The 21,109-nt window shown below is 70.8% G+C and carries 20 protein-coding genes and 1 pseudogene; 6 read left to right on the top strand and 15 right to left on the bottom strand.

The window, feature by feature from the left end; genetic code table 11:
* Positions 1–49 precede the first annotated feature (49 nt).
* The 7 genes and pseudogenes from CHB84_RS08880 to CHB84_RS08855 all read right to left on the bottom strand — a co-directional run bounded on the left by CHB84_RS08880 (position 50) and on the right by CHB84_RS08855 (position 6,990).
* Complete coding sequence (locus tag CHB84_RS08880; protein WP_176439871.1) at positions 50–2,203, bottom strand: heavy metal translocating P-type ATPase; 2,154 nt, start codon at positions 2,201–2,203, stop codon at positions 50–52.
* A 254-nt stretch (positions 2,204–2,457) separates the two neighbouring features.
* Positions 2,458–3,288, bottom strand: coding sequence for an MMPL family transporter (locus CHB84_RS23480; RefSeq protein WP_245818639.1), 831 nt, complete (start codon positions 3,286–3,288; stop codon positions 2,458–2,460).
* A 474-nt stretch (positions 3,289–3,762) separates the two neighbouring features.
* Positions 3,763–4,424 (bottom strand): annotated as a pseudogene (locus CHB84_RS22835) (MMPL family transporter); the annotation flags it as partial.
* A gap of 82 nt (positions 4,425–4,506) precedes the next feature.
* Positions 4,507–5,151, bottom strand: a complete 645-nt coding sequence (locus CHB84_RS08870; RefSeq protein WP_217898493.1) for an acyl-CoA-like ligand-binding transcription factor — start codon at positions 5,149–5,151, stop codon at positions 4,507–4,509.
* Between the two features lie 72 nt (positions 5,152–5,223).
* Positions 5,224–5,724 carry a diaminobutyrate acetyltransferase gene (ectA, locus tag CHB84_RS08865; RefSeq protein ID WP_089301042.1) on the bottom strand — a complete coding sequence of 167 codons (501 nt, stop codon included), beginning with the start codon at positions 5,722–5,724 and terminating at the stop codon, positions 5,224–5,226.
* Positions 5,725–5,969: 245 nt separating this feature from the next.
* Positions 5,970–6,155 carry a DUF397 domain-containing protein gene (locus CHB84_RS08860; protein WP_089301041.1) on the bottom strand — a complete coding sequence of 62 codons (186 nt, stop codon included), beginning with the start codon at positions 6,153–6,155 and terminating at the stop codon, positions 5,970–5,972.
* A 1-nt stretch (position 6,156) separates the two neighbouring features.
* Positions 6,157–6,990, bottom strand: a complete 834-nt coding sequence (locus CHB84_RS08855) for a helix-turn-helix domain-containing protein (RefSeq protein WP_089301040.1) — start codon at positions 6,988–6,990, stop codon at positions 6,157–6,159.
* Between the two features lie 141 nt (positions 6,991–7,131).
* On the opposite strand from CHB84_RS08855, the gene CHB84_RS22830 reads away from it, so the two are divergent.
* Together CHB84_RS22830 and CHB84_RS22340 are read left to right on the top strand one after the other, a co-directional pair.
* The gene (locus CHB84_RS22830) at positions 7,132–7,305 is read left to right on the top strand and encodes a hypothetical protein (RefSeq protein WP_176439870.1); all 174 of its coding nucleotides are present in this window, start codon (positions 7,132–7,134) and stop codon (positions 7,303–7,305) included.
* A 235-nt stretch (positions 7,306–7,540) separates the two neighbouring features.
* Positions 7,541–7,726: a hypothetical protein gene (locus tag CHB84_RS22340; RefSeq protein WP_141134626.1), complete on the top strand. Its 186-nt coding sequence runs from the start codon at positions 7,541–7,543 to the stop codon at positions 7,724–7,726.
* Between the two features lie 614 nt (positions 7,727–8,340).
* Here the strand turns inward: CHB84_RS22340 and CHB84_RS08845 are convergent.
* From CHB84_RS08845 to CHB84_RS08815, 7 genes are all read right to left on the bottom strand, one after another.
* Positions 8,341–8,874 (bottom strand): hypothetical protein, encoded by a 534-nt coding sequence (locus CHB84_RS08845; RefSeq protein WP_141134625.1) that lies wholly within the window; start codon positions 8,872–8,874, stop codon positions 8,341–8,343.
* Between the two features lie 150 nt (positions 8,875–9,024).
* Complete coding sequence (locus CHB84_RS08840) at positions 9,025–10,005, bottom strand: aldo/keto reductase (RefSeq protein ID WP_176439869.1); 981 nt, start codon at positions 10,003–10,005, stop codon at positions 9,025–9,027.
* Positions 10,006–10,093: 88 nt separating this feature from the next.
* Positions 10,094–11,719, bottom strand: coding sequence for an adenylate/guanylate cyclase domain-containing protein (locus CHB84_RS08835; protein ID WP_089301074.1), 1,626 nt, complete (start codon positions 11,717–11,719; stop codon positions 10,094–10,096).
* A gap of 29 nt (positions 11,720–11,748) precedes the next feature.
* Positions 11,749–12,957 (bottom strand): acyl-CoA dehydrogenase family protein, encoded by a 1,209-nt coding sequence (locus tag CHB84_RS08830; protein ID WP_089301037.1) that lies wholly within the window; start codon positions 12,955–12,957, stop codon positions 11,749–11,751.
* The gene (locus tag CHB84_RS08825; protein WP_089301073.1) at positions 12,957–13,997 is read right to left on the bottom strand and encodes a phosphotransferase family protein; all 1,041 of its coding nucleotides are present in this window, start codon (positions 13,995–13,997) and stop codon (positions 12,957–12,959) included. The genes CHB84_RS08830 and CHB84_RS08825 overlap by 1 nt, the downstream gene beginning before the upstream one ends.
* Positions 13,998–14,103: 106 nt before the next feature.
* Positions 14,104–15,111, bottom strand: coding sequence for an NADPH:quinone oxidoreductase family protein (locus tag CHB84_RS08820; protein ID WP_089301036.1), 1,008 nt, complete (start codon positions 15,109–15,111; stop codon positions 14,104–14,106).
* On the bottom strand, positions 15,111–15,866 hold the full coding sequence (locus CHB84_RS08815) for an SDR family oxidoreductase (protein ID WP_089301035.1): 756 nt from the start codon (positions 15,864–15,866) through the stop codon (positions 15,111–15,113). Before CHB84_RS08815 ends, CHB84_RS08820 begins: the two co-directional genes overlap by 1 nt.
* 362 nt (positions 15,867–16,228) lie before the next feature.
* On the opposite strand from CHB84_RS08815, the gene CHB84_RS08810 reads away from it, so the two are divergent.
* The 4 genes from CHB84_RS08810 (at position 16,229) to CHB84_RS08795 (ending at position 20,112) form a co-directional block, all read left to right on the top strand.
* Positions 16,229–16,798, top strand: coding sequence for an ImmA/IrrE family metallo-endopeptidase (locus CHB84_RS08810; RefSeq protein ID WP_141134624.1), 570 nt, complete (start codon positions 16,229–16,231; stop codon positions 16,796–16,798).
* Positions 16,795–18,009 (top strand): MAB_1171c family putative transporter, encoded by a 1,215-nt coding sequence (locus tag CHB84_RS08805; RefSeq protein ID WP_089301033.1) that lies wholly within the window; start codon positions 16,795–16,797, stop codon positions 18,007–18,009. Before CHB84_RS08810 ends, CHB84_RS08805 begins: the two co-directional genes overlap by 4 nt.
* A 103-nt stretch (positions 18,010–18,112) precedes the next feature.
* On the top strand, positions 18,113–19,345 hold the full coding sequence (locus CHB84_RS08800) for a cytochrome P450 family protein (RefSeq protein WP_245818634.1): 1,233 nt from the start codon (positions 18,113–18,115) through the stop codon (positions 19,343–19,345).
* A gap of 56 nt (positions 19,346–19,401) precedes the next feature.
* Entirely contained in the window at positions 19,402–20,112 is a 711-nt protein-coding gene (locus tag CHB84_RS08795; RefSeq protein ID WP_089301031.1) for an MBL fold metallo-hydrolase, read from the top strand.
* An 86-nt stretch (positions 20,113–20,198) separates the two neighbouring features.
* Here CHB84_RS08795 and CHB84_RS08790 read toward each other — a convergent pair whose 3' ends face one another.
* On the bottom strand, positions 20,199–21,041 hold the full coding sequence (locus tag CHB84_RS08790) for a class I SAM-dependent methyltransferase (protein ID WP_176439868.1): 843 nt from the start codon (positions 21,039–21,041) through the stop codon (positions 20,199–20,201).
* Positions 21,042–21,109 lie beyond the last annotated feature (68 nt).

Raw genomic sequence — 21,109 nt, 5'->3', positions numbered from 1 at the left:
CGCCGGTGCGCCCGAGCGCGCGGCCCCCGCGCCTCGTGCCACGCACCCCCTACCCCACCGCCTGAGAGCGGAGGTCGACGCGGCGCAGCAGCTGGGCGTTGAGGGCCACGACGATCGTGGACAGGCTCATCAGCAACGCACCGACGGCCATGGGCATCACGATGCCCGCCCACGCCAGCACACCTGCGGCCAGCGGGATCGCCACCACGTTGTATCCGGCTGCCCACCACAGGTTCTGCACCATCTTGCGGTAGCTGGCCGCAGACAACCGCCGGACGGCCACCACGGCACGCGGGTCGTCGGAGGCGAGCACGATCCCGGCGGACTCGATGGCCACGTCGGTACCGGCACCGATGGCAATCCCCACGTCGGCGCGAGCCAGCGCGGGCGCGTCATTGATCCCGTCGCCGACCATCGCCACCGTATGACCGCGCCGTTGCAGGTCGGCGACGGCGCGGTCCTTGTCCTCCGGCAGTACCTCGGCGAAGACCTCGTCGATGCCGAGCTCGGCCGCGACGGCCTCGGCGACCTGGCGGGAGTCGCCGGTGATCATGGCGACCGTGACGCCCAGCCGGTGCAGGGTATCGACGGCCGCGCGCGACTCGGCCCGGACCTGGTCCTCGAGCGCGAGCGAGCCCGCGATCCGGCCGTCCCGCACGACATGCAGCACCGCGGCACCGCGCTGCTGCCACTGCCCGACCTCTTCCAGCAACTCGCCGGGAATCTCCAGATCGCGTTCGCGTAGCAGGGCCGGCCCGCCGACCGCGACGCTGTGACCGTCCACCGTGGCCTCCACGCCGCGCCCCGCCATGGCACGCGGGTCGGTCGCGGGGCGCGGGTCCATCCCCCGCTCCCGCACCGCGGCGATGATGGCGCGGGCAAGCGGGTGCTCGCTCTCGGCCTCCACCCCGCCCGCGAGCGCCAGCAGGGCGTCGGTGTCGCCGTCGGCGGCGGCGACACCGGTGACGGCGTGTTCGCCCTTGGTCAGCGTTCCGGTCTTGTCGAACAGCACGGCGTCGACGTCGCGCATCCGTTCCAGCGCCAGCCGGTCGGTGACGAGGATGCCGCTACGGGCCGACTTCGACATCGAGATCGAGGTAACCAGCGGGATCGCCAACCCCATCGCATGTGGACACGCGATGATCAGTACCGTCACCGACCGCACGACGGCCGCGTCGGCGTCCCCGAGCAGCGCCCACGTCGCGACGGTGAGCACGGCCACGGCCACGGCGATGTAGAACAGCAGCGCGGCAGCGCGGTCGGCCAGCACCTGGGTGTGCGAGCGTGACTCCTGAGCCTCGGCCACCAGCCGTTGGATGCCCGCGAGCGCGGTGTCGGCACCGACCGCGTCGACCCGCACGCGGATCGAGCTGTCCGTGGACACGCTGGCCGCGATGACCTGCTCGCTCTCGCTCCGAGTCACCGGGTTCGACTCACCGGTGATCATGGACTCGTCCAGGTCGGCCTGCCCCCGCACGATCGTGCCGTCGGCGGGCACCCGCCCGCCCGGGCGGACGAGGACGACGTCACCCACCCCGAGCTCGCTGATCCGGACGGTCTCGAGGTGCCCCGCGCTCGTCTCCCGCTCGGCCTCGTCCGGCAACAGCTCGGCAAGGGCGGCCAGCGCTCCCCTGGCCTGCCCGATGGCGCGCATCTCCATCCAGTGCCCGAGCAGCATGATCACGATCAGCAGGGACAGCTCCCACCACACCTCGACCGCGAACACACCCACGCCGGCTGCCATGCTGGCGGCGAACGCGACGGTGATCGCCATGCCGATCAGCAGCATCATGCCGGGTTGGCGCCCGCGGATCTCGGCGGCCGCACCGGCAAGGAACGGCCAGCCACCGTAGACGAAGATGACGGTGCCCAGCACGGGCGCGACCAGACCCGCACCGGGAAACTCCGGCGCGGTATAGCCGAACCACTCCTGCACCGTCGCCGCGTAGACGACGACCGGCAGGGCCAGTACCAGCGAGAGCCAGAATCGGTTCCGGAACATCGCCGTCGAGTGCGCCGCATGCTGGTCGTGCCCGTCGCCGTGGCCGCCGCCGTCGCCGTGTCCGGCGTGCTCCGCGCCGTGTCCGGCGTGCTCCGCGCCGTGTCCGGCGTGCTCCGCGCCGTGTCCGGTGTGACCGGCGTGGCCGGTGCCGGCCCGGGCACCGTGCTGCTCGGCCGTGCCCACCCGGTCGTGCTGATCCACGCTGTACCTCCTCGGTCGGCCCCGCACCTGGGCCTTCACCGTACGCAGGGCGGGTGAAGCGTGCCTCCCAGGTCGGGGTACCCGCAGCCGGAGCCCGCATGCACGCCGGCGGTGCACCCGGCACCCACCGGCACCACCTCACCGGGCTCGAGCGCAGCGGCGCGCGGGCGCGGGCAACCCGGGCACAGTGGCCGGCAGGACATGGCGGTAGCGGCTGACCCGCGAGGTGACAGGTGCCGCCCCGGACCCGGTGCCTACCGGTAGAGGACCGGCGCAGCCTCCTCCCGCTCGCTCGCCGGGGTGCCGGACGGGGCGGGCTCGGACCGGTTCCGCGTCAACCGCTCCCCCTCGATGTCCGCGTCCGGCAGGATGCGCGCGAGCAGGCGAGGCATCCACCATGTCGCGCGGCCGAACACGCTCATCAGGGCCGGGATGATGGTCATACGCACCACGAACGCGTCGATGAGCACACCGAAGGCCAGCGCGAAACCCATCGACTTGATCATGTCCTCATCGGAGAAGATGAACCCGGCGAAGACACTGACCATGATGACCGCGGCCGCGGTGACCACGCGCGCGCCCAGCCGGAACCCGCCGACGACCGCGGAGTTCGACTCGGCCCCGTGTACGTACTCCTCGCGCATCCGCGTGCCCAGGAACAGCTGGTAGTCCATCGCCAGCCCGAACAGCACCCCGACCAGGAAGATCGGCATCATGCTGATGATCGGACCGGTCTCGTCGACGGCGAACACCCAGTCCAGCCAGCCCCACTGGAACACAGCGACCACGGCCCCGAACGTGGCGCCGACCGTGAACAGGAACCCTGCCGCGGCCGTGACCGGGATGAGCAGCGAGCGGAACACCACGCCGAGCAGTACCAGTGCCAGGCCGACCACGATCAGCAGGTACGGGACCATGGCGTCGCCGAGCTGGCCGGAGATGTCGATGTTCATGGCGGTCTGACCGGTCACCCACAGCGCCGTACCGCCGCGCTCTGCGTAGGTATCGCCGAGCGCGCGAATGTCACTCACCAGGTCCTCGGTTTCCACGCTGCTCGGTCCGGTCGCGGGAATCACCGTGAGCATCGCGGTGGCACCCTGCTGGTCGAGCACGGGAGGCTCGACGGCCGCGACGTTCGGCAACCCGGAGATCTCCCCGGACAGCTCCTCGACAGTCCGTTGTGGATTGTCAGTGCCCTCGACGTCCGCCGCGACCATCAGGGGGCCGTTGACTCCCGGCCCGAAGCCCTCCGCGACCAGCTCGTAGGCCTGCCGCTGGGTCGACTCCGGGGCCGCCATGCTGCCATCCGGCATTCCCAGGCGCAGGTCGTTGGCGGGCCACGCCAGCGCACCGAGCACCGGGATCGCCACCAGCAGCACCACCACGCGCCTGCCCGTCACGAAACGCCCCCAGCGCTCCCCCAGCCCGGCGCCGGTCGCGCGCCCAGCGGGGGCGTGCTGCCCGTCTTCACCGCCCGCGCGGCGCGCCGCTGCGCGGGCGGTGCCGCGCGCGCCCGCAGGCGAGATGCGGTTGCGGGCGAAGCCGACCAGCGCCGGTAGCAGCGTGATCGCGATCAGCACCGCGACCGCCACCGTCGCGGCGGCGGACACGACCATCGCGGTCAGGAACGGGATACCCACCACCGACAGGGCCGCCAGCGTGATGCACACGATCGCCCCGGCGAAGACCACCGCGTTGCCCGCGGTACCCACGGCGCGTGCGATGGCGTGCTCCGGTTCGTAGCCGCGGACCGCTCGTGCCGGTACCGGGTGATGATGAACAGCGCGTAGTCGATCGTCACGGCGAGACCGAGCATCAGCGCCAGCATGTAGGTCTCCGAGGCGAGGTCGAACCACGCCGTCGCAGCGGTGACCCCTGCCACCCCGATACCGACGCCGATCAGCCCGGTCACCAGCGGGAGGCCCGCCGCGACCAGCGAGCCGAGTGCCAGCGTCAACACCACGGCCGCGACGGCGAGCCCGATGATCTCGTTCTTCGGCGGTTCGGGCTCCGGCTGCATCGCCGAGCCGCCGACCTCCACACGCACGCCGGTGTCGTCCGAGGTGCCGCCGATGTCGTCGAGCAGCTCGCGGGTGTGCTCGGACAGGTCCAAGGGCTGCACAGCGTACTGGACCTGCGCGTAGGCGATGTGCCCGTCCTCGGAGACCGTCCCCGCCTCGAACGGCGACTGCAGCGCCGATACAGCAACGTCGCCACGCACTACCCCCGTTCCGCATCGCCGGCACGGACCATCCCTCCGAGCCGGACTGTCGTACCTGTCCGGAAGACGCGCGCACGCACGCCTACGTCGCGGGAACGAACCCTCGTTCCAGCACGTCGAACGCTTCCTCGACGAACGTGACCGGCTGGGCAGCCGAGTCCGAGGCCATCCACCGGACCATCGCGCTACGTGCCGCGGCGGTCGACGCAGCGACGACCACAGAGGGGTAGGCGTCGCCGGTGGGGTCCAGGCCGGTGCGCTCGGCCACGACGGAGGTCAGCAGCCGTTCCTGCTCGACGACCCGGTCCATCAGCCGCATGCCCAGCCTCGGGTGCGTCCTGACCAGATCGCATCGCAGGCGGGAAAGCTCCTTGTCGGCCGTGAGCTCGCCGACGAACGCCGTCACAGCCACCCGCAACGCCCGCAGCGGCGGCACCTCGGGCGGCTGGTCGCGCACCAGCTCCACGACACGCTCCGGCTCGTCCGCACCGGAGCCCGCCTTGGCGTGACCGAAGGCCGCGTCCTCCTTGGACGCGAAGTAGTTGAAGAAGGTTCGCGTGGACACCTCGGCCGCCTCGGCGATTCCCTCCGCCGTGACGTGGTCGAACCCGTGCTCGACGGCCAGCCGTAACGTCACCCGCTCGAGCAGCTCTCGCGTCGCCCGCTTCTTGCGCGCACGCAACCCCTCCACGGGAGGGTCGGCCGCGGGAGACGTCCTGTCGGTCACTCTCCCAGTATGCATGAAATTGCACACCACGCAAAGTTGCGCGGTATGCAAATTCGTATCGACCTCGCCGGCTCAGCCTGCCGGTGGCTGACCGAGCGGGCCGATCTCGTACAGGTCCTCCGCCTCGTGCTCGGCAGGGAAGTCCGTCGCCGCGAACAGCTCCACGCTGGTCATCTCGGCTCCCCAGCGGGTGGCGAACGAGCGGAACAGTGCGATCGACGCCTCGTTGTCCGGCGTCACCGTCGTGGCCAGGTACCGGACCCCGTCCGCGACGAGCCCGGTGTACATGACGTCGAGCATGCGCCCGGCCAGCCCCTCGCCGCGCTGGCTGGCATCGACGGCTACCTGCCAGACCATCGCCGTGCTCGGATCCCTCGGCCTGCGGTAGCCGATCACGAAACCGACAACGTCATCGCCGTCCCGAGCCACGACCGACGTATCCGCGAAGTCCTGACACCACAGCAAGTACGTGTACGGGGAGTTGAGATCGAGCTTGCCGGAGTCCCGCGCGACACGCCACAGGGCGGCGCCGTCGGCCTTTGTCGGTCTCTCGATCGTCACGCTGCCGGACATCTCACCTCGCCTCATAACCGGACACTTGACCCTAAACGTAACAGGGAGTGGGCGCCGCATCCCGTTGCCCGCACCGGGACCCCAGCACGGCAACGGTCGCGAACCCCGCTCGGTGCCCCGATACGGTTCGATCATCACTGGCGAGAGCCCTGCACAGGCCGGTGTGCCCGACTGACGTGTGGCGATCCTCATACGTCGGCGCCCCCGGATCCTCCCAGGACCCCGGGGGCGCCGACGGGGACTGTCTACTGCTCGCGCAGGTGGCTCGTGAATGCCTGCCACGCGGCGAACGGGACCTGCAGAGTCCCGCCATCGCGGTCCTTTGTATCACGCACACGGGCGCCCGAGCGCAGCGACACCTCAACGCAGTTGGTCTCGCGCGCGCTGCGGCTGCTCTTGCGCCACGCGTCGTTGTTGTGCGGTACTGTCATGTCAACGCTCCTTAGCAGCATCGGCGATGAGCTCCACTGAGTCCTCGGGGCTCATCGCCACTTCTTCTATCTCCTCGCGCGCCGAGAGGTACGCACTCACATCACCATGGTCCCGTAGGAACGCACTGGACTGATAGTGCTCCAGGTGCACCACGGAGTCGGCCTTGGCGAACTCCAAGAGTACGAATGGTCCGGCGTGCGCCGGGGTGAACCCGGCGGACTCCGGGATAATCCGGATGCATACGTTATCGCGTTCCGACATTCGGACGAGGAACCGCAACTGATCAGCGAGAGCATCGTCGCCGACGGGCCCCGCCAACGCTCGTTCGCCGATGAACGCCAGATACTGGGCGGGGTCGCGGTCCCGCTCGATCACGTCGCGGCGACCCAGTCGTACCGCTACCCTGGCGGCTGCTTCGGCGTCGTCGCCGAGAATCGCTCGCGCGTACGCCGACGTCTGCAACAGCCCGGGCACGAGCAGCGGAGACACGTCGGTTATCGAGGTGGCGTTGCGCTCAAGCTGCATCAGCACGGCGAGCTGGTCGGCCATACCGGCCACACCGACCGACACCGAGTTGACGGGCTCGTCATCCGCCTCGCGGGCAAGCGCGATGATCCTCTCCCGCTCCCGACTAGAGACCCCGAGGACGGCCAGCAGCGCGGAGACGTTCTCCGTACCGGGGAGCCGCTGACCCTTCTCCCACCGGACGATCACCGAGTGGGATACGTCCAGTTTCTCGGCTACCTGGCGCACCTTGAGACCAGCTTTCTCGCGGGCGTCGCGCAATTCCGCACCTAAAGCGAATGCCCGTGGGGCGAGGTTGGTCTCGGTCATGCACCACACCCTAGCCCGCGACGGAGAGTGACCGCGCGTCACGCGATCGGATCATTGCTCCTTGGTCTCGGGACCACCACCATTGGTCCCGAGACCAACTCGCAATATGCACCTCAGCCTATCGTTCGCGGGGAGGCCCCGATGTTCTGGATCTGGATGCTGCTCCTGTTCGCTCTGCCGTTTCTCACGCTCGTGCCCTGGGACAGGGCGCGCGGCTGGTTGCTGTCGCGCCGGTGGCAGCACGACCCGCACGACACACGCCCCCGCATGGTCGCCACCCGCGACGGATACGAGCTCGACCGGGGCCGGCGATGACAGCGGCGTCCCGCCTGCCCACGCACGGGTGGATGCCCGAAATCCCCACCGGCAGCCACACACTGCCCGCCCACTACATCACCCCCGGCAGCCCGCTACAGCCGATCGTGCCCGACCACACCTTCCCCCGCGGCTACCAAGCCCCCTGCGGCGCCTGGTGCCTACCCATCTACGGCCACGACCCCTGCAGCCGCCTCGCCCGCCACCCACGCTGCACCACCTGCGAGCAGGGCACGTGACGCGGTGGGTGACGGTGGCGCAGCAACGGCATGCCGTGCGCCGCACCGAGGCGGCACGCGGCATACCGGTGATCATCACCATGTGCGGATACCGCGTATGGCAGACCACCTACGACACACGCATGACCGGACCGACCGTGTGCCTGTCCTGCGCACACCTCACCGAACCACCAACCCGCTGACCCCCGGCCGGTGCACGCCACCCCCGACCGTGCACCGGCCGGGCACCACCCGACCGGCCGGTGTCGTGAGACACACCGATCGGCGAGACTCGACACGAACCACGAGGAGGCCAACAATGGCGGACGACGGTAGATGCCCTGCGTGCGACCAGATCGTCAACTCACCGCCCGGGTCGTCAGCACCGACCCACCGAGCTCCGGGCGAGCAAGGCAAGTGCCCAGGCTCGGGCCAGCCAGTACAGCCTCGGTAGCATCACGCGACGTGACAGGAGACGCCGTGACCACGACCTACCCCACTTGCTCGACTCCGGGATGTGACCAGGAGATCTACCTGCGCCCGGGGGAGCGGACCGTGTGCGCCGGTTGCCACTACAGGGGCGGCCCACCACCGCAGCAGCCCGAGCCGGAACCCGAGGCTCAGGAAGTCGTGGTCGACTGGGGACCGGTCCCCTCGTGCCAGTGCGGCCGCCCGGTCAGCCGACCCGACGTATCCGGCGACCGGTGCATGCGCTGCTGGCGAGAGGACCGCTAACTACACCGAGCCAACGGGCACCACCGACACCGGCCCATGCTCCGTCGGGTCCCCCGTATACATCATCGGCGATCGGTCCCCGTCAGCCGGCGTCTCGCTCGACTGCCAGATTGGCACCGCCACCGTCAGCGGACGGATCGGCGCGTCCACGCTGGACCGGAACCGCGCCCCGGTCCAGCACCGGTAGATGGTGCGTGCGCGGTTCGTCCGTCAGGTCCGATGCCTGGTTCCAGGTCACGGCGAGCGCGGCCGTGACGGTGCCCAGCGGGCGGAACAGCTGGTAGCGCTCCACGTGGCCAGGCGGGAACTCCATGATGTGCACCGGCCCGCGGCAGGCCATGTCGCCGACATCGATCCGTACGTCGTAGGCCGGGTCGCTGCCCTCGTTGCGCAGCAGATACGTGTCCTCCCCCACCGGCTCGAGGTCCCAGAGGACGTGGGCGGCTTCGGCCGCGCGGGCCGTGCGGCGTTCCATCTCGTGCTGCAGCTCCACCGCCGCGCGGGCCGCGCGGGCTGTCAGCTGCGTGGCACGAACCTGGTCCCGGACATACCAGACGGCCGTCGCGGACAGCACGACCGCGATACCGGACAGGATCAGCGCGAACCACTCCATCACGGTGCCTCGACTCCGTTGTCTCGACTACCTTCCCCGAGCGGGTCCGCTCCCCCGGCGACCGCGCCCGCCGCTGGTTACCCCGCACCGCGACGGACGAAACGCACCCGGCACCGATGGTGGAGCACGTCCCGCCGATCGTGTGGTCGCGGCCTAGTGGCCGAGCACCTCACGCGGCCGGTACGCCTGCTCGAGCTCGGTCACCTCCTGGCCGGTCAGCGTGAGGTCGAGCGCGGCGACAGCGTCGTCGACGTAGGACGCCTTCGTCGCCCCGATGATCGGGGCCGTCACCCCGGGCTTGCCGAGCAGCCAGGCCAGCGCCACGTGAGCGGGCGGGACGCCACGCTCACCGGCCACTCGCCGGACGGCCTCGACGATCGCGAGGTCGGCCTCGCCGTAGAGGCGCCGGGCGAAGTCGTCCGAGCCCGCCCGCGTGGTGGGGCGCGCGGTCCCGTCGTCGCCCCGGCTTCCGCTCAACCAGCCGCGCGCAAGGGGGCTCCACGGGATGACGCCCACTCCCTGGTCGCGGCACAGCGGGATCATCTCCCGCTCCTCCTCGCGGTACAGCAGGTTGTAGTGGTCCTGCATGGACACGAACGTCGGCCAGCCGTGCAGCCGAGCGGTGAACTGCGCCTTCGCGAACTGCCACGCGTACATGCTGCTCGCTCCGATGTAGCGGGCCTTGCCGGAGCGCACGACGTCGGCAAGCGCCTCCAGCGTCTCCTCGATCGGCGTCTCGGGATCCCAGCGATGTACCTGGTACAGGTCCACGTGGTCGGTACCGAGCCGTCGCAGCGAGGCGTCGATGCCGTCCATGATGTGCTTGCGGGACAAGCCCCTGTCATTGGGACCCTCCCCCACCGGGAAGTAGACCTTGGTGGCCAGCACGTAGTCGCTGCGGTGCGGGAAGAACTTGCGCAGCAGCCGGCCGGTGATCTCCTCGCTGACCCCCTGGGAGTACATGTCGGCGGTGTCGAAGAACGTGACGCCCTGTTCCACGGCACGGCGCACCACCGGTTCCGCCTCGGTCTCGTCGAGCATCCAGTCCCGCCAATCGCGGCTGCCGTAGCTCATCATCCCCAGGCAGATGCGCGAGACCCGCAGTCCGGACGATCCGAGACGTATGTACTCCACGTGTTGCCCATCCCTTCCTGTGACGACCGGTGAACCCCTTCGTCGGCCGGGTTGCCGCCCACCTTATTCGGTTCCCGCCGTGCGCGTGTCACCGCGACGCGGCACCCTCTACCGGACCCTCCGCCGGGCCGTCGACCGGCACGGCGAGCTGGGTGGGTTCGGACCGGCCGCGCAACGTCACCTCTCCGTGCCGTCGCCACCGGCTCGCCTCCGCCGCGTCGGCGGCCTCCACCGCCCGCCCGGATGCCACAAGCCCGCCCTCGATGTCCTTGGCGACATCGGTCAGCCGCGCAGCCTCGTTGACGGGGTCGCCGATGACGGTGTACTCGTACCGGCTCTGCGCGCCGACGTTGCCCGCGACGACCGGTCCGGCCGCGACCCCGATCCCGGCCTCGCAGTCGCCGACCTCGTTCCGCAGGCGCACCGCCATCGCGCGGGCGGCGGCAAGTGCCTGCCCAGCGGCGTCGGGAAGGTCGTGTGGCGCGCCGAACACCGCGAGCGCGGCGTCGCCCTCGAACTTGTTCACCAGGCCGTGGTGGGCCTCGATCTCCGAGACCACCACCCCGAAGAACCGGTTCAGCAGCTCGACCACCTGCGTGGGCGGCCGAGTCGCCGCGAGCGCCGTCGACGCCATGACGTCCACGAACAGCACCGCGGCCTCGCGGACCTCGCCTCCCAGCTCGAAGTCCCTGCTCACCGCGAGCTGAGCCACCTCCCGCCCGACGTGCCTGCCGAAGATGTCCCGGATGCGTTCCCGTTCCCGCAGGCCCGCGGCCATGCCGTTGAACCGGCTCTGCAGCACACCCAGCTCGGTGGCGTCGAAGACGGACACGTGCGCGTTCAGGTCACCGGCCTCCACCGCCTCCATGGCCGCGCTGACCGTGCGGATCGGCGCCACCGTCGCCCTGGTCATCAGCAGTACCAGCACGAACCCGAAGACCACGGTGACCGTGCCCATCGCCAGGATCGTCACGGACAGCTGGGTCGCGGTGGCGTTGTGCCGGACCAGCGTGAACGCCGCCACCAGCATCAGCCCGGCGACCGGGATCACGGTACCCAGCCCCCACGCCCACAGCGTCCTGGTGATCACCCCGGCCCGCAGCGGCCGCTGCGGCGGTGCGTCGGCCAGCGCCCGAGCGGCGATCGGCCGCAGCGCGAACTCGCTGAGCAGGTAGGAGTTGGCGCAGACGACGACACCGCCGAGACCGATGGTGGCAGCCACCTTGACCATCGCGACCGCATCGACGGCACTGTTCGCCGCCGTCAGCAGCACCGTGGCCACCAGCCACAGCGAGGCCTGCATCCCCGTCAGCCGCCACGGGGCGGCGAGCGTCGCGAGCCGGTCGGCCTCGGTGGCCCGCCGCCCTTCGAGCATCCAGCGCACCGACCGGAACGTCATCCGCGTCCCCCAGACGAGACCGACCACGACGGCCAGCAGGACGTAGCCTGCCACCGCCAGCCAGCCCGCCATACCCAGGTACGCGGTGATCGGTTCCGGGCCGGGAATCACGACCGTGACCAGCGCGGTCACCACGGCGATGCCGATCAGGTTGGACAGCAGGATCGACCCTGTCAGCAGGGTCTGCACCCGCACCCGTAGCCGATCGTTCTGCTCGTCCTCGTGACCGAGCAGGCGCGATCCGAGGGGACCGCCGGGAGGCGGCACCGCCGGAGCGCCGGTTATCGTCGCGCCGTTCCGCGCTGTGCCAGACATGCGCACATTCTGCCTGTCCGGCACCGGCCCTAGGCGTGGGCCCGTAGCTCCTTGCGCGCAAGGGAGGCCTTGTGCACCTCGTCCGGGCCGTCGGCGAACCGCAGGGTGCGGATGCTCGCGTACCACTCGGCCAGGGGCGTGTCCTGGCTCAGCCCACCGGCTCCGTGCACCTGGATGGCCTTGTCGAGGATCCATTCCACTGTGGAGGGAGTAGCGATCTTGATCGCCTGGATCTCGGTGTGCGCGTCCCGATTGCCGACGGTGTCCATCAGCCAGGCCGCCTTGAGCACCAGCAGGCGCAGCTGCTCGATGCGCACGCGCGCCTCGGCGATCCAGTCGCGGATCACGCCCTGGCGCGCGAGCTGCTCGCCGAACGCGACCCGCTCGGATGCGCGCCTGCACATCATCTCCACCGCGCGCTCGGCGATGCCGATCGAGCGCATGCAGTGGTGGATCCGGCCGGGCCCCAGCCGGGCCTGCGCGATGGCGAAGCCGTCGCCCTCGGTGCCGATGAGGTTGTCCGCGGGCACCCGCACGTCGGAGAACTCCAGGTCGGCGTGCCCGCCGTGGTCGCCGTCGTCGTAGCCGAACACGGTCATACCGCGGGTGATCGTCAGGCCCGGCGTGTCGCGGGGCACCAGGATCATGCTCTGCTGCCGGTGCGTCTCCGCCTCCGGGTCCGTCTTGCCCATCACGATGAGGACCCGGGCGTTGGGGTTCAGCGCCCCGGTTATCCACCACTTCCGCCCGTTGATCACGTACTCGTCCCCGTCGCGCTCGATGCGCGTGGCGATGTTGGTGGCATCCGAGGAGGCCACATCGGGCTCGGTCATCGCGAACGAGGACCGTATCCGCCCGTCCAGCAGGGGACGCAGCCACTGCTCGCGCTGCTTCCCGGTGCCGAACATCGACAGCACCTCCATGTTGCCGGTGTCCGGCGCGGAGCAGTTGAGCGCGGCGGGCGCCAGGCGCGGGCTCCGCCCGGTGATCTCGGCGAGCGGCGCGTACTGCAGGTTGCTCAGCCCCGCCCCGTCTGCGCCCGGCAGGAAGAAGTTCCACAGTCCACGGTCCCGTGCCTCCCGCTGGAGCTCACCGACCACGGCAGGCACGGCCCACGGGTCCTCGCGTTCGGACAGTTGCCGCGCGTACTCGGCCTCGGCCGGGTACACGCACTCGTCCATGAAAGCCAGCAGGGCTTCCCGAAGCTCCTCGGTGCGCGCGTCGTAGGCGAAATCCATCAGTTCTCCTCGAGTGCGTCGAGACCGGCGGAGACGATGGGTTCGACGAAATCGCCGACGCTGCCGAATCCCTCACCAACGGTCTTGCCCTGCGTGTAGCGGTAGTGGATCCCCTCGAGGATCACCGCCAGCTTGAAGTGCGCCAGCCCCAGGTAGAACCCCATCGAGCCGAGGTCCCTCCCGGATACCCGGGCGTAGTGGTCCAGGATCTCGGCCGGGTCGGGGAAGCCGGGTGCGTCGCTGGCGTCGGCGATCACCGCGGACTCGTCGATCTCGGACAGGCCCCGGTAGGTCGCCAGCAGTGCCACGTCGGTCAGCGGGTCGCCCAGCGTGGCCATCTCCCAGTCCAGCACGGCCGTGATCTCGTCCCGCTCGTCGACGAGCAGGTTGTCGAGCCGGTAGTCACCGTGCACCACAGCGGTCGGCGACTGCTCGGGCACGCGGGACTCCAAGCGCTCGTGCAGCTCGTCGATGCCGCGTACCGGCCTGGCCCGGGAAGCGTCGAGCTGCTTCTTCCAGCGGCGCACCTGCCGGGGCAGGAACCCGTCCGGCCGTCCGAAATCCGCGAGCCCGGCCGCCGTGGGGTCGACCGCGTGCAGCTCGGCGAGTACCTCGATCATGCTCGTGCTCAGCGCCCGGACACGCTCGGCACCCAACCGCTCGAGCTGGTGCGCGTTGCGGTAGGCGGTGCCGTGCACTTTCTCCATCACGTAGAACGGCGCGCCGAGCACCTCGGTGTCCTCGCACAGCAGGACGGTGCGCGGCACCGGTACCGGCGACGACCCCAGTGCCGTCATCACCCGGTACTCCCGGCCCATGTCGTGCGCGGTCGCCAGCACGTGCCCGAGCGGGGGCCTGCGCACGACCCACTCGCGACGGCCGTCCCCGACCTCGTAGGTCAGGTTCGAGCGCCCGCCCGCGATCACCGAGCCACGCAGCTCACCGGAGACCAGGCCCGGAGCGGCCTGCCCAAGGTAGGTCCGTAGCCGGGCGAGGTCCAGTCCCGGCAGCTCGTCCCCCGGCTCATCGTCGCCGTGCATGCTCGCTTCACCTATCCTCACGTACCCGTCCGGCACACCGACAAGAACCATACCAACTGGTCGGTCCAACGTCGATCACCGCGCGCACCGTGTGGTGTCCCGCTGGTCAGACTGCTTGTCGTTCGGGGAGACCGGCCACGAGCGCGACGCGGCCCACAGTCTCCCCGTCCGCCAGCCGCTGCACCCCGGATGCGACGTCGCCCAGCGGCAGCTGCTCGCTGACCACGGGAGCGACAAGGCCGTCGTCGGCCAGCCGGGTCAGCTCCTCGTGGCACTGCCGGACGGCCTGCGGGTCCTTGCTGTTGTACAGCCCCCAGTGCAGCCCGAGAATCGAGTAGTTCTTCACCAGCGCGTGGTTGAGCGCGGCCTGCTGCAACTCACCGCCTGCGAACCCGACGATGATGATGCGTCCCTCGAAGGCGATGCACTTGGTCGACCGGCGGTAGGTCTCCCCGCCGACAGGGTCGTAGACGACATCGGCGCCCCGGCCGTCCGTGGCCTGCTTGACGACGTCGACGAAGTCCTCGCCGCCGCGGTCGACGACGATGTCCGCCCCGAGCGAGTGGGCCACCTCGGCCTTGGCCGGGCCGCCGACCACGCCGATGACCGTGGCGCCTGCCGCCTTGCCGAGCTGCACGGCGGCGCTGCCGACCCCACCGGCCGCGGCGTGCACGAGCAACGTCTCCCCCGGGCGCAGCTGCGCCCGGCGATGTAGCCCGAACCAGCCGGTCTGGTAACCGATGTAGAACGAGGCCGCCTGGGCATCGTCCAGTGCCCGCGGGGCGTGAAATGTCGTGGCCTGCTCCATCAACGCCAGCTCGGCGAAGCCGCCTGCCGGTATCGCGGCGCCGCCGATGACCCGGTCACCGGCGGCGAACTCCGTCACCTCCGCGCCCGTGGCCACCACCTCGCCGCACAGCTCGACGCCGGGAGTGAACGGCAGCTCGGGCTTGACCTGGTACTCGCCGCGACACATCAGCACGTCGGGGAAGTTGGCAGCCGCTGCCCGCACCCGGACGAGCAGCTGACTCGGTGCGGGCTGCGGGTCGGCGACCTCATCGAGCCGCAGCACATCGGCGGGCTCGCCCAGCTCAGGGACCGTCCACGCGCGCATCACACGCCTCCCGTCTGCGTCACGCCGCCGTCGAGCACGACCGTCTGGCCCGTCATCCACGACGCCTCCGCGGACAGCAGGAACGCCACCGCGCTACCGACATCGCCGGGCACGCCCAACCGCTTGAGCGGGTAGGCCGCCGACACCTCTTCTTCCTGCCCCTCGTACAGCGCGCTGGCGAACGCGGTCTTGACCACCGCGGGCGCGACCCCGTTGACCCGGATGTCCGGCCCGAGCTCGACGGCGAGCTCGGCGGTCATGTGCGAGAGCATCGCCTTGCTCGCCCCGTAGAAGCCGATCCCCGGCGCCGGTTTGAGCCCGGTCACCGACGACACGTTGACGATCGAGCCGCCGTGCTCACCCAGCCACGCGCGGTACGCCTGCTGCACCCAGGACAGTGCGGACAGGCAGTTCACCTCCACGATCTTGCGCGCAGCGTCGAGATCGAGATCGACGAGCGGCCCGTAGACAGGGTTGATACCGGCATTGTTCACCAGCATGTCCAGGCGGCCGAACTCCGCGAGCGTGCGCTCGATCGCCTCGGCCTGGTGGGCAGTGTTGTCGCTCTTGCCCGCCACCGCGATCGCGTGCTCTTTGCCACCCAGATGGCCGACGGCCTCGTCCAGCGCATCCTGGTTGCGGGCGGTGATGCACACCCGCGCGCCGTCGGCGACCAGCTGCTCGGCGATGCCGAGGCCGATTCCCCGGCTCGCCCCGGTAACCACGGCGACCTCGCCGCTGAACCTGCTCGTCATGGAACGCTCCTTCCTCGGCGGCGTGCCGGACAACCGCCCGGTGGACACGGTGGCCACGACGATCTGCCCGCATACCGGTCCCGCGCCGTCAGCGACGTACTAAGCGGTTGCTTATCCGCGCGACGTCAGCTTCCCGCACCCCGGACGCCTACGTCAACATACCTGGGGACGACCGGCGCGTGAATCAGGCCACACGTAGCGGCGGTGTCGTGACGCTACCGGTCTCGGCGCCACGGCCGAGTTCCGCGGTGGGCGAGGCCTGCATTACCATGCTGTCGCCAGTCGAGTGGCGTGGCGCGAGACCCACGCGCTCCCCGTATCGACGACCATGGCACCAACCCTCCCGAAGGATCGTGGCCATCATGCTCCGGAGGCGCTCAGGCGCAGACGACCGCAGGCGGTCCGGCTGGCCGCCGAGCCTGCGCAGGCACTGCCAGCAGCGCGTCAAGGCCCTCGGCCTGCCGCGCACAGGCAGGCTGACCGTGCGCGCGGTCTGCGACCGGGTCAGTGAGCACCGCGGGCGCCCCATTCACCTCGTTCCCCTCGAGCTGAGCACCGTGGCCGACGCCCTGTGGGTCGCCTCCGCGACGGACGATCACATCGTGTTCGAGTCGCGCCTGACTCCGGTCCATCAGCATCAGGTGATCCTGCACGAGCTCGGGCACATCATCTGCGGGCACTCGGCCAACTCGGATGCCGCACTCGAGATGCTCCGCCTGCTCATGCCCTCGCTTGATCCCGCTCGTGCGCGCAGCGTCCTCGGCAGGGAGCATGCGGACTCCGGCTGCGAGCTGGAAGCCGAGCTGGTCGGCTCGCTTCTCGCGCAACGGGTCTCCTCGTGGACGGTCCAGCAGCACTACACCGTGCCCCCGCAAGCACGCGAGCTCGCGTCCCGGTTGTCGGCGCTCATGGAGACGCCGCGCGAACCATGACCGCGGGCTTGTACGCGCTGTGCGTCGGCGTGACGGCCGGTGCGCTGCTGTACCGGATGCGGGCGCTGCGCACCGACCGCTCGCCTGCCCAGGTCGCGCTCACCGGGGTGTTCTTCTTCGCCCTGTGTATCTGGGTGGTGGTCCTGCCCGGGCTCTGGCGGTTCCTCAGCGAGACCGTCGGGATGGCCAACCTGTCCGGGCTGCTGGCGCATATCGCCGTGATGCTGGTGACCGCCTGCCAGCAGATCGTCCTGCTGCACCTCAGGCACGACCGCGACGTCGCGTGGCGCAAGGCCGCGCCCCGCCTGGTCGCCATCGGGCTCGTCATCGGCACGATGGCCGGGCTGTTCGCGCGGGCGATCGACCGGCTCGGCGAGCACCCCACCGACTTCGCCGTGACCGCTGCGGCGAGCAACCCCGCCTACCTGACCGTGTACCTGACGGCGTTCGGTGCCGGGCAGGCCGAGGTCGCGCGGCTGTGCAGGCGGTACCGTGCTGTCGCCCCGACAGCTTGGCTACGCCGCAGCCTCGGGCTGATCGTCGTCAGCATCGGGCTACTGTGGATCTACGTTCTCGGCAGACTGGCAGGCGTCCTCGCCGGGTTCATCGGCGCCACCGGGCACGCGTGGGAGCCGGTCACGCTGGTGGCCGTGGTCGCGGGCAGCACCCTGCACCTGTTCGGCTGGCTGCTCCCGGACCTGGGCCCGCAGCTGTCCCGGCTGTGGGCCTGGCTCGACCGGCCGCGCGCGTACCGCGCGCTCCTCCCGCTGCACAGCGCGCTCACCCGGCACGTCCCCTCGGTCGTGTTGCGCGACTCCGTGGCCATCGCCCGCGATCGCCGCGCCGACCTGCCGCTCCGGCTCTACCGGTTGATCATCGAGATCCGTGACGCGCAGTGGGCGCTGCGCGAGTGGATGTCCACCGACGTGCGACGCGCGGCGGAGCGGGATGCGGGCGATCGCGGGCTCACCGGCGAGGAACGCGACGCGGCGATCGAGGCCGCGATGCTCGACAGCGCGCTGCACGCGAAGGCTCACGGCCTGCGGCCCGAGCACCCCGTCGACACGCCCCGCGTGGGCGAGCCCGCCGATCTCGCGGCCGAGCTGGCGCACCACCGCGCGCTGGCGCGGCATTTCGGCAGGCTGCACGCGGCTCCGGCCGAGCCGACCGGCGAGCCCGCCCGCACCGCAGGCGAGGCGGCGGGCGGGTAGTACCCGGGCCGTCCGGTGGCGGGAGGGCGCTATGCTGCCCGGCGGTGTCGCGCGGTGCCGCGCCGCGGCACCACCCGATCCCACCGCCAGTCCAGGAGCCGTCGTGCCCGACCAGCCGAACCAACAGAACCGGCACTGCCGGCCCGGCAGCCTCGAGCCGGACCTGACGCTCGACGCCGATTTCATCGCCGACCCGCACGCCGCGCTGGCGCGGCTGCGCGAGTCCGAGCCCGTCTGCCGCGTTCGGCTTCCCGACGGCAGCCAGGCCTGGCTGGCGACCTGCGACGCCGACGTGCGCGCCGCGCTGACCGACGCCCGGCTGGCGCTGAACAAGGCCCACTCGGCCGGTGACTACGCGGGCTTCGCGCTGCCCCCTGCACTGGATGCCAACCTGCTCAACCGGGACGGGACCGAGCACGCGCGGCTGCGCCGCCTCGCCGCAGGCGCCTTCGCGCCGCACCGCATCGGCACCCTCGGCGAGCACGTGCGTTCCGTCGCCGATTCGCTGGCCCGCGATCTCGCTACGCGGGTTGGCGGCGACCTGATCGCCGATTTCGCCGCACCGCTACCGCTGACGGTCATCGGCGAGCTCCTCGGCGTCCCGCAATCCCAGCGGGCGCACTTCGCCGCGCAGACGCGCCGCATGCTGGCCCCCGAGCGGCGCGAGGACCTGTCCCTGGCGGTGAAGGAGATCCATGCGCTGCTGCTCGAGGTGATCGCGCTACGGCGCGACGCCCCTGGCGAGGACCTGCTGTCGGCGTGGATCGGCGCCCGCGACCGCGACGACCGGCTCGACGAGAACGAGCTCGTGTCGCTCGCCTTCCTGGTGCTGTGGGCAGGCATCGAGAACGTCACCCACCTCATCGGCAACGGCACGGTCCTGCTGCTGCGGGATCCCGAGCTGCGCGAGGCGCTCCGCGCCGACCCTGCGCGGCTGCCGGGCGTTGTCGAGGAGCTGCTGCGGCTGGTCCACCCGAACACCCTGGCGATCCGCCGGTTCGCCACGACCGATCTGGACCTCGGTGGCGCCCGGATCCACGCCGGTGACACCGTCCTGCTCGCGCTCGCCGCCGCCAACCGGGACCCCTCCAGCCACCCGCACCCGGACCGGATCGATCCCCACCGCCCACTGCCCGCACGCCCGGCGCACCTCGCGTTCGGTCACGGGCCCCACTACTGCCTGGGTGCGGCGCTCGCACGGCTGGAGCTGGAGATCGCGTTCGACATGCTGTTGCGCAGGCTGCCCGGCCTGCGCCTGGCCGTTCCCGAGACCGAGTTGCGGCGCCGCGCGTCGTTCCGGTCGTTCGACCTGGAGTCGCTGCCGGTCGCTACGTAGGTCGCCGGACCTCCCGGCCCGCGCGGCGCGCCATGCCGGGCCGATAGGCTCCAACCATGTCCGACCGACTCTACTTCCGCCAGCTGCTGTCCGGCCGCGACTTCGCCGTGGGCGACCCCGTCGCCAGCCAGATGCTCAACTTCGCGTACCTGATCGGCGACCGTGAGACCCGCGAGGCGGTCATCATCGACCCCGCCTACGCCGTCGGCGACCTGCTCGACGTGCTCGCCGCCGACGGCATGCGGCTGGTCGGCGTGCTCGGCACGCACCACCATCCCGACCACGTCGGCGGCAGCATGATGGGCTTCCAGCTGCCGGGACTGGCCGAGCTGCTGGCACGCCAGCAGGTTCCGGTGCACGTCAACCGCGATGAGCTGGACTGGGTGCAGCGGGTCACCGGCCTGTCGACAACCGACCTCACCGGGCACCACCACGACGACACGATCGAGGTCGGCGCGATCACCATCCGGCTGCTGCACACGCCCGGCCACACCCCGGGCAGCCAGTGCTTCCTTCTCGACGACCGGCTCATCGCGGGCGACACGCTCTTCCTCGAGGGATGCGGGCGCACCGACTTCCCCGGCGGCGATGCCGACGCGATGTACCGCAGCCTGCAGCAGCTCGCCGGCCTCAAGGGCGACCCGGTCGTGTACCCCGGCCACCAGTACTCGACCGAGCCGTCGGCACCGCTGTCCTCGGTCCGCGAAGGCAACTTCGTCTTCCGGCCGCGATCCCTCGAGGAGTGGCGCATGATGTTCGGCGGCTGAGGAGCCGGGCCGACCAGACGGGGCCGACAGGCGGGGGCCGACAGGCGGGGCTGATCAGGCCCGGCGTGCGCCCCCGCGTGCGAGCGTCAGGGCTTGCGGCCGACGACGGCGACGTACTCGGCCTCGAACCGCAGTGTCCCGTCGGTGGCCGTGTTGACCTCCTCGAGCAGGTCGATGATCTCGTCGCGGCAGTCTCCCCAGCGGTCCTCCGCGGACAGCCGTTCGCGGACCTTGACCATCGGGCCGTAATAGTCCTCGAAGAACGCCATGTAGTCCTCCGCGGACGGGAACCGGAACGGGTTGGTCCCGTAGTGGAACTCCAGCTCGATCCCCGTGCCGGTGAACAGGCCGCGGACATGGTCCTCGTCGCCCCACTTGGGTGGTGGCGAGGCGAACGGCGGGGGCGCGGGCATGTAGCCGCCGATGATCCGCAGCATCCGCCCGACCTGGCTGTCCGGCGTCCAGTTGATCAGGCCGATGACCCCGCCGGGCTTGCACACCCGGGCGAGCTCCCCGGCGACCACCTCGTGCCGGGGGGCGAACTGGACGCCGAGCACCGAGAGCACGCGATCGAAGCGGTTGTCACCCATCGGCAGATCCTCGGCGTCTCCCGGGACCCACTCGACGGTCACGCCCCACTCGGCTGCCCGCCTGCGGGCGGCGTCGAGCAGCTCGGGCGCGAGATCCAGGCCGGTGACGCCGGCTCCGGCCCGCGCGGCCCGCAGCGCCACGTTCCCGGTACCCGTGGCGACGTCGAGCACCTCCTGCCCGGGGGCGACCCCGACGAGGTCGAGCAGGTGCCGTGGCGGCACGTCGTCGACGAGCTCGGCGACCTTGGCGTACTCACCCGCTGCCCACGTCACCCGGTGCGTCTGCTTGAGCTGGGCGATGCCGGCGTCACCCGTCCCCTGCTCGGTAGGTGATGACATGGCGGAACCTCCATGGTGTTTACCGTTCGGCTTACGGCTCACAGTCTGCACCGATAAGAACGGGCGAT

Source organism: Haloechinothrix alba, assembly GCF_900188115.1.
GTDB classification, from domain to species: domain Bacteria; phylum Actinomycetota; class Actinomycetes; order Mycobacteriales; family Pseudonocardiaceae; genus Haloechinothrix; species Haloechinothrix alba.
Note: the sequence above shows the minus strand (reverse complement) of the source record. Positions and strands in the feature narration are given on the sequence as shown.

What these genes read in the sequence shown, in the direction of transcription:
- CHB84_RS23480 (WP_245818639.1), bottom strand. Translation starts at nt 3,288, where the DNA reads ATGCTCACGGTGATTCCCGCGACCGGACCGAGCAGCGTGGAAACCGAG.
- ectA (WP_089301042.1), bottom strand. Translation starts at nt 5,724, where the DNA reads ATGTCCGGCAGCGTGACGATCGAGAGACCGACAAAGGCCGACGGCGCC.
- CHB84_RS08860 (WP_089301041.1), bottom strand. Translation starts at nt 6,155, where the DNA reads ATGACAGTACCGCACAACAACGACGCGTGGCGCAAGAGCAGCCGCAGC.
- CHB84_RS08855 (WP_089301040.1), bottom strand. Translation starts at nt 6,990, where the DNA reads ATGACCGAGACCAACCTCGCCCCACGGGCATTCGCTTTAGGTGCGGAA.
- CHB84_RS22830 (WP_176439870.1), top strand. Translation starts at nt 7,132, where the DNA reads ATGTTCTGGATCTGGATGCTGCTCCTGTTCGCTCTGCCGTTTCTCACG.
- CHB84_RS08835 (WP_089301074.1), bottom strand. Translation starts at nt 11,719, where the DNA reads ATGTCTGGCACAGCGCGGAACGGCGCGACGATAACCGGCGCTCCGGCG.
- CHB84_RS08830 (WP_089301037.1), bottom strand. Translation starts at nt 12,957, where the DNA reads ATGGATTTCGCCTACGACGCGCGCACCGAGGAGCTTCGGGAAGCCCTG.
- CHB84_RS08825 (WP_089301073.1), bottom strand. Translation starts at nt 13,997, where the DNA reads ATGCACGGCGACGATGAGCCGGGGGACGAGCTGCCGGGACTGGACCTC.
- CHB84_RS08820 (WP_089301036.1), bottom strand. Translation starts at nt 15,111, where the DNA reads ATGCGCGCGTGGACGGTCCCTGAGCTGGGCGAGCCCGCCGATGTGCTG.
- CHB84_RS08815 (WP_089301035.1), bottom strand. Translation starts at nt 15,866, where the DNA reads ATGACGAGCAGGTTCAGCGGCGAGGTCGCCGTGGTTACCGGGGCGAGC.
- CHB84_RS08810 (WP_141134624.1), top strand. Translation starts at nt 16,229, where the DNA reads ATGCTCCGGAGGCGCTCAGGCGCAGACGACCGCAGGCGGTCCGGCTGG.
- CHB84_RS08805 (WP_089301033.1), top strand. Translation starts at nt 16,795, where the DNA reads ATGACCGCGGGCTTGTACGCGCTGTGCGTCGGCGTGACGGCCGGTGCG.
- CHB84_RS08795 (WP_089301031.1), top strand. Translation starts at nt 19,402, where the DNA reads ATGTCCGACCGACTCTACTTCCGCCAGCTGCTGTCCGGCCGCGACTTC.
- CHB84_RS08790 (WP_176439868.1), bottom strand. Translation starts at nt 21,041, where the DNA reads ATGTCATCACCTACCGAGCAGGGGACGGGTGACGCCGGCATCGCCCAG.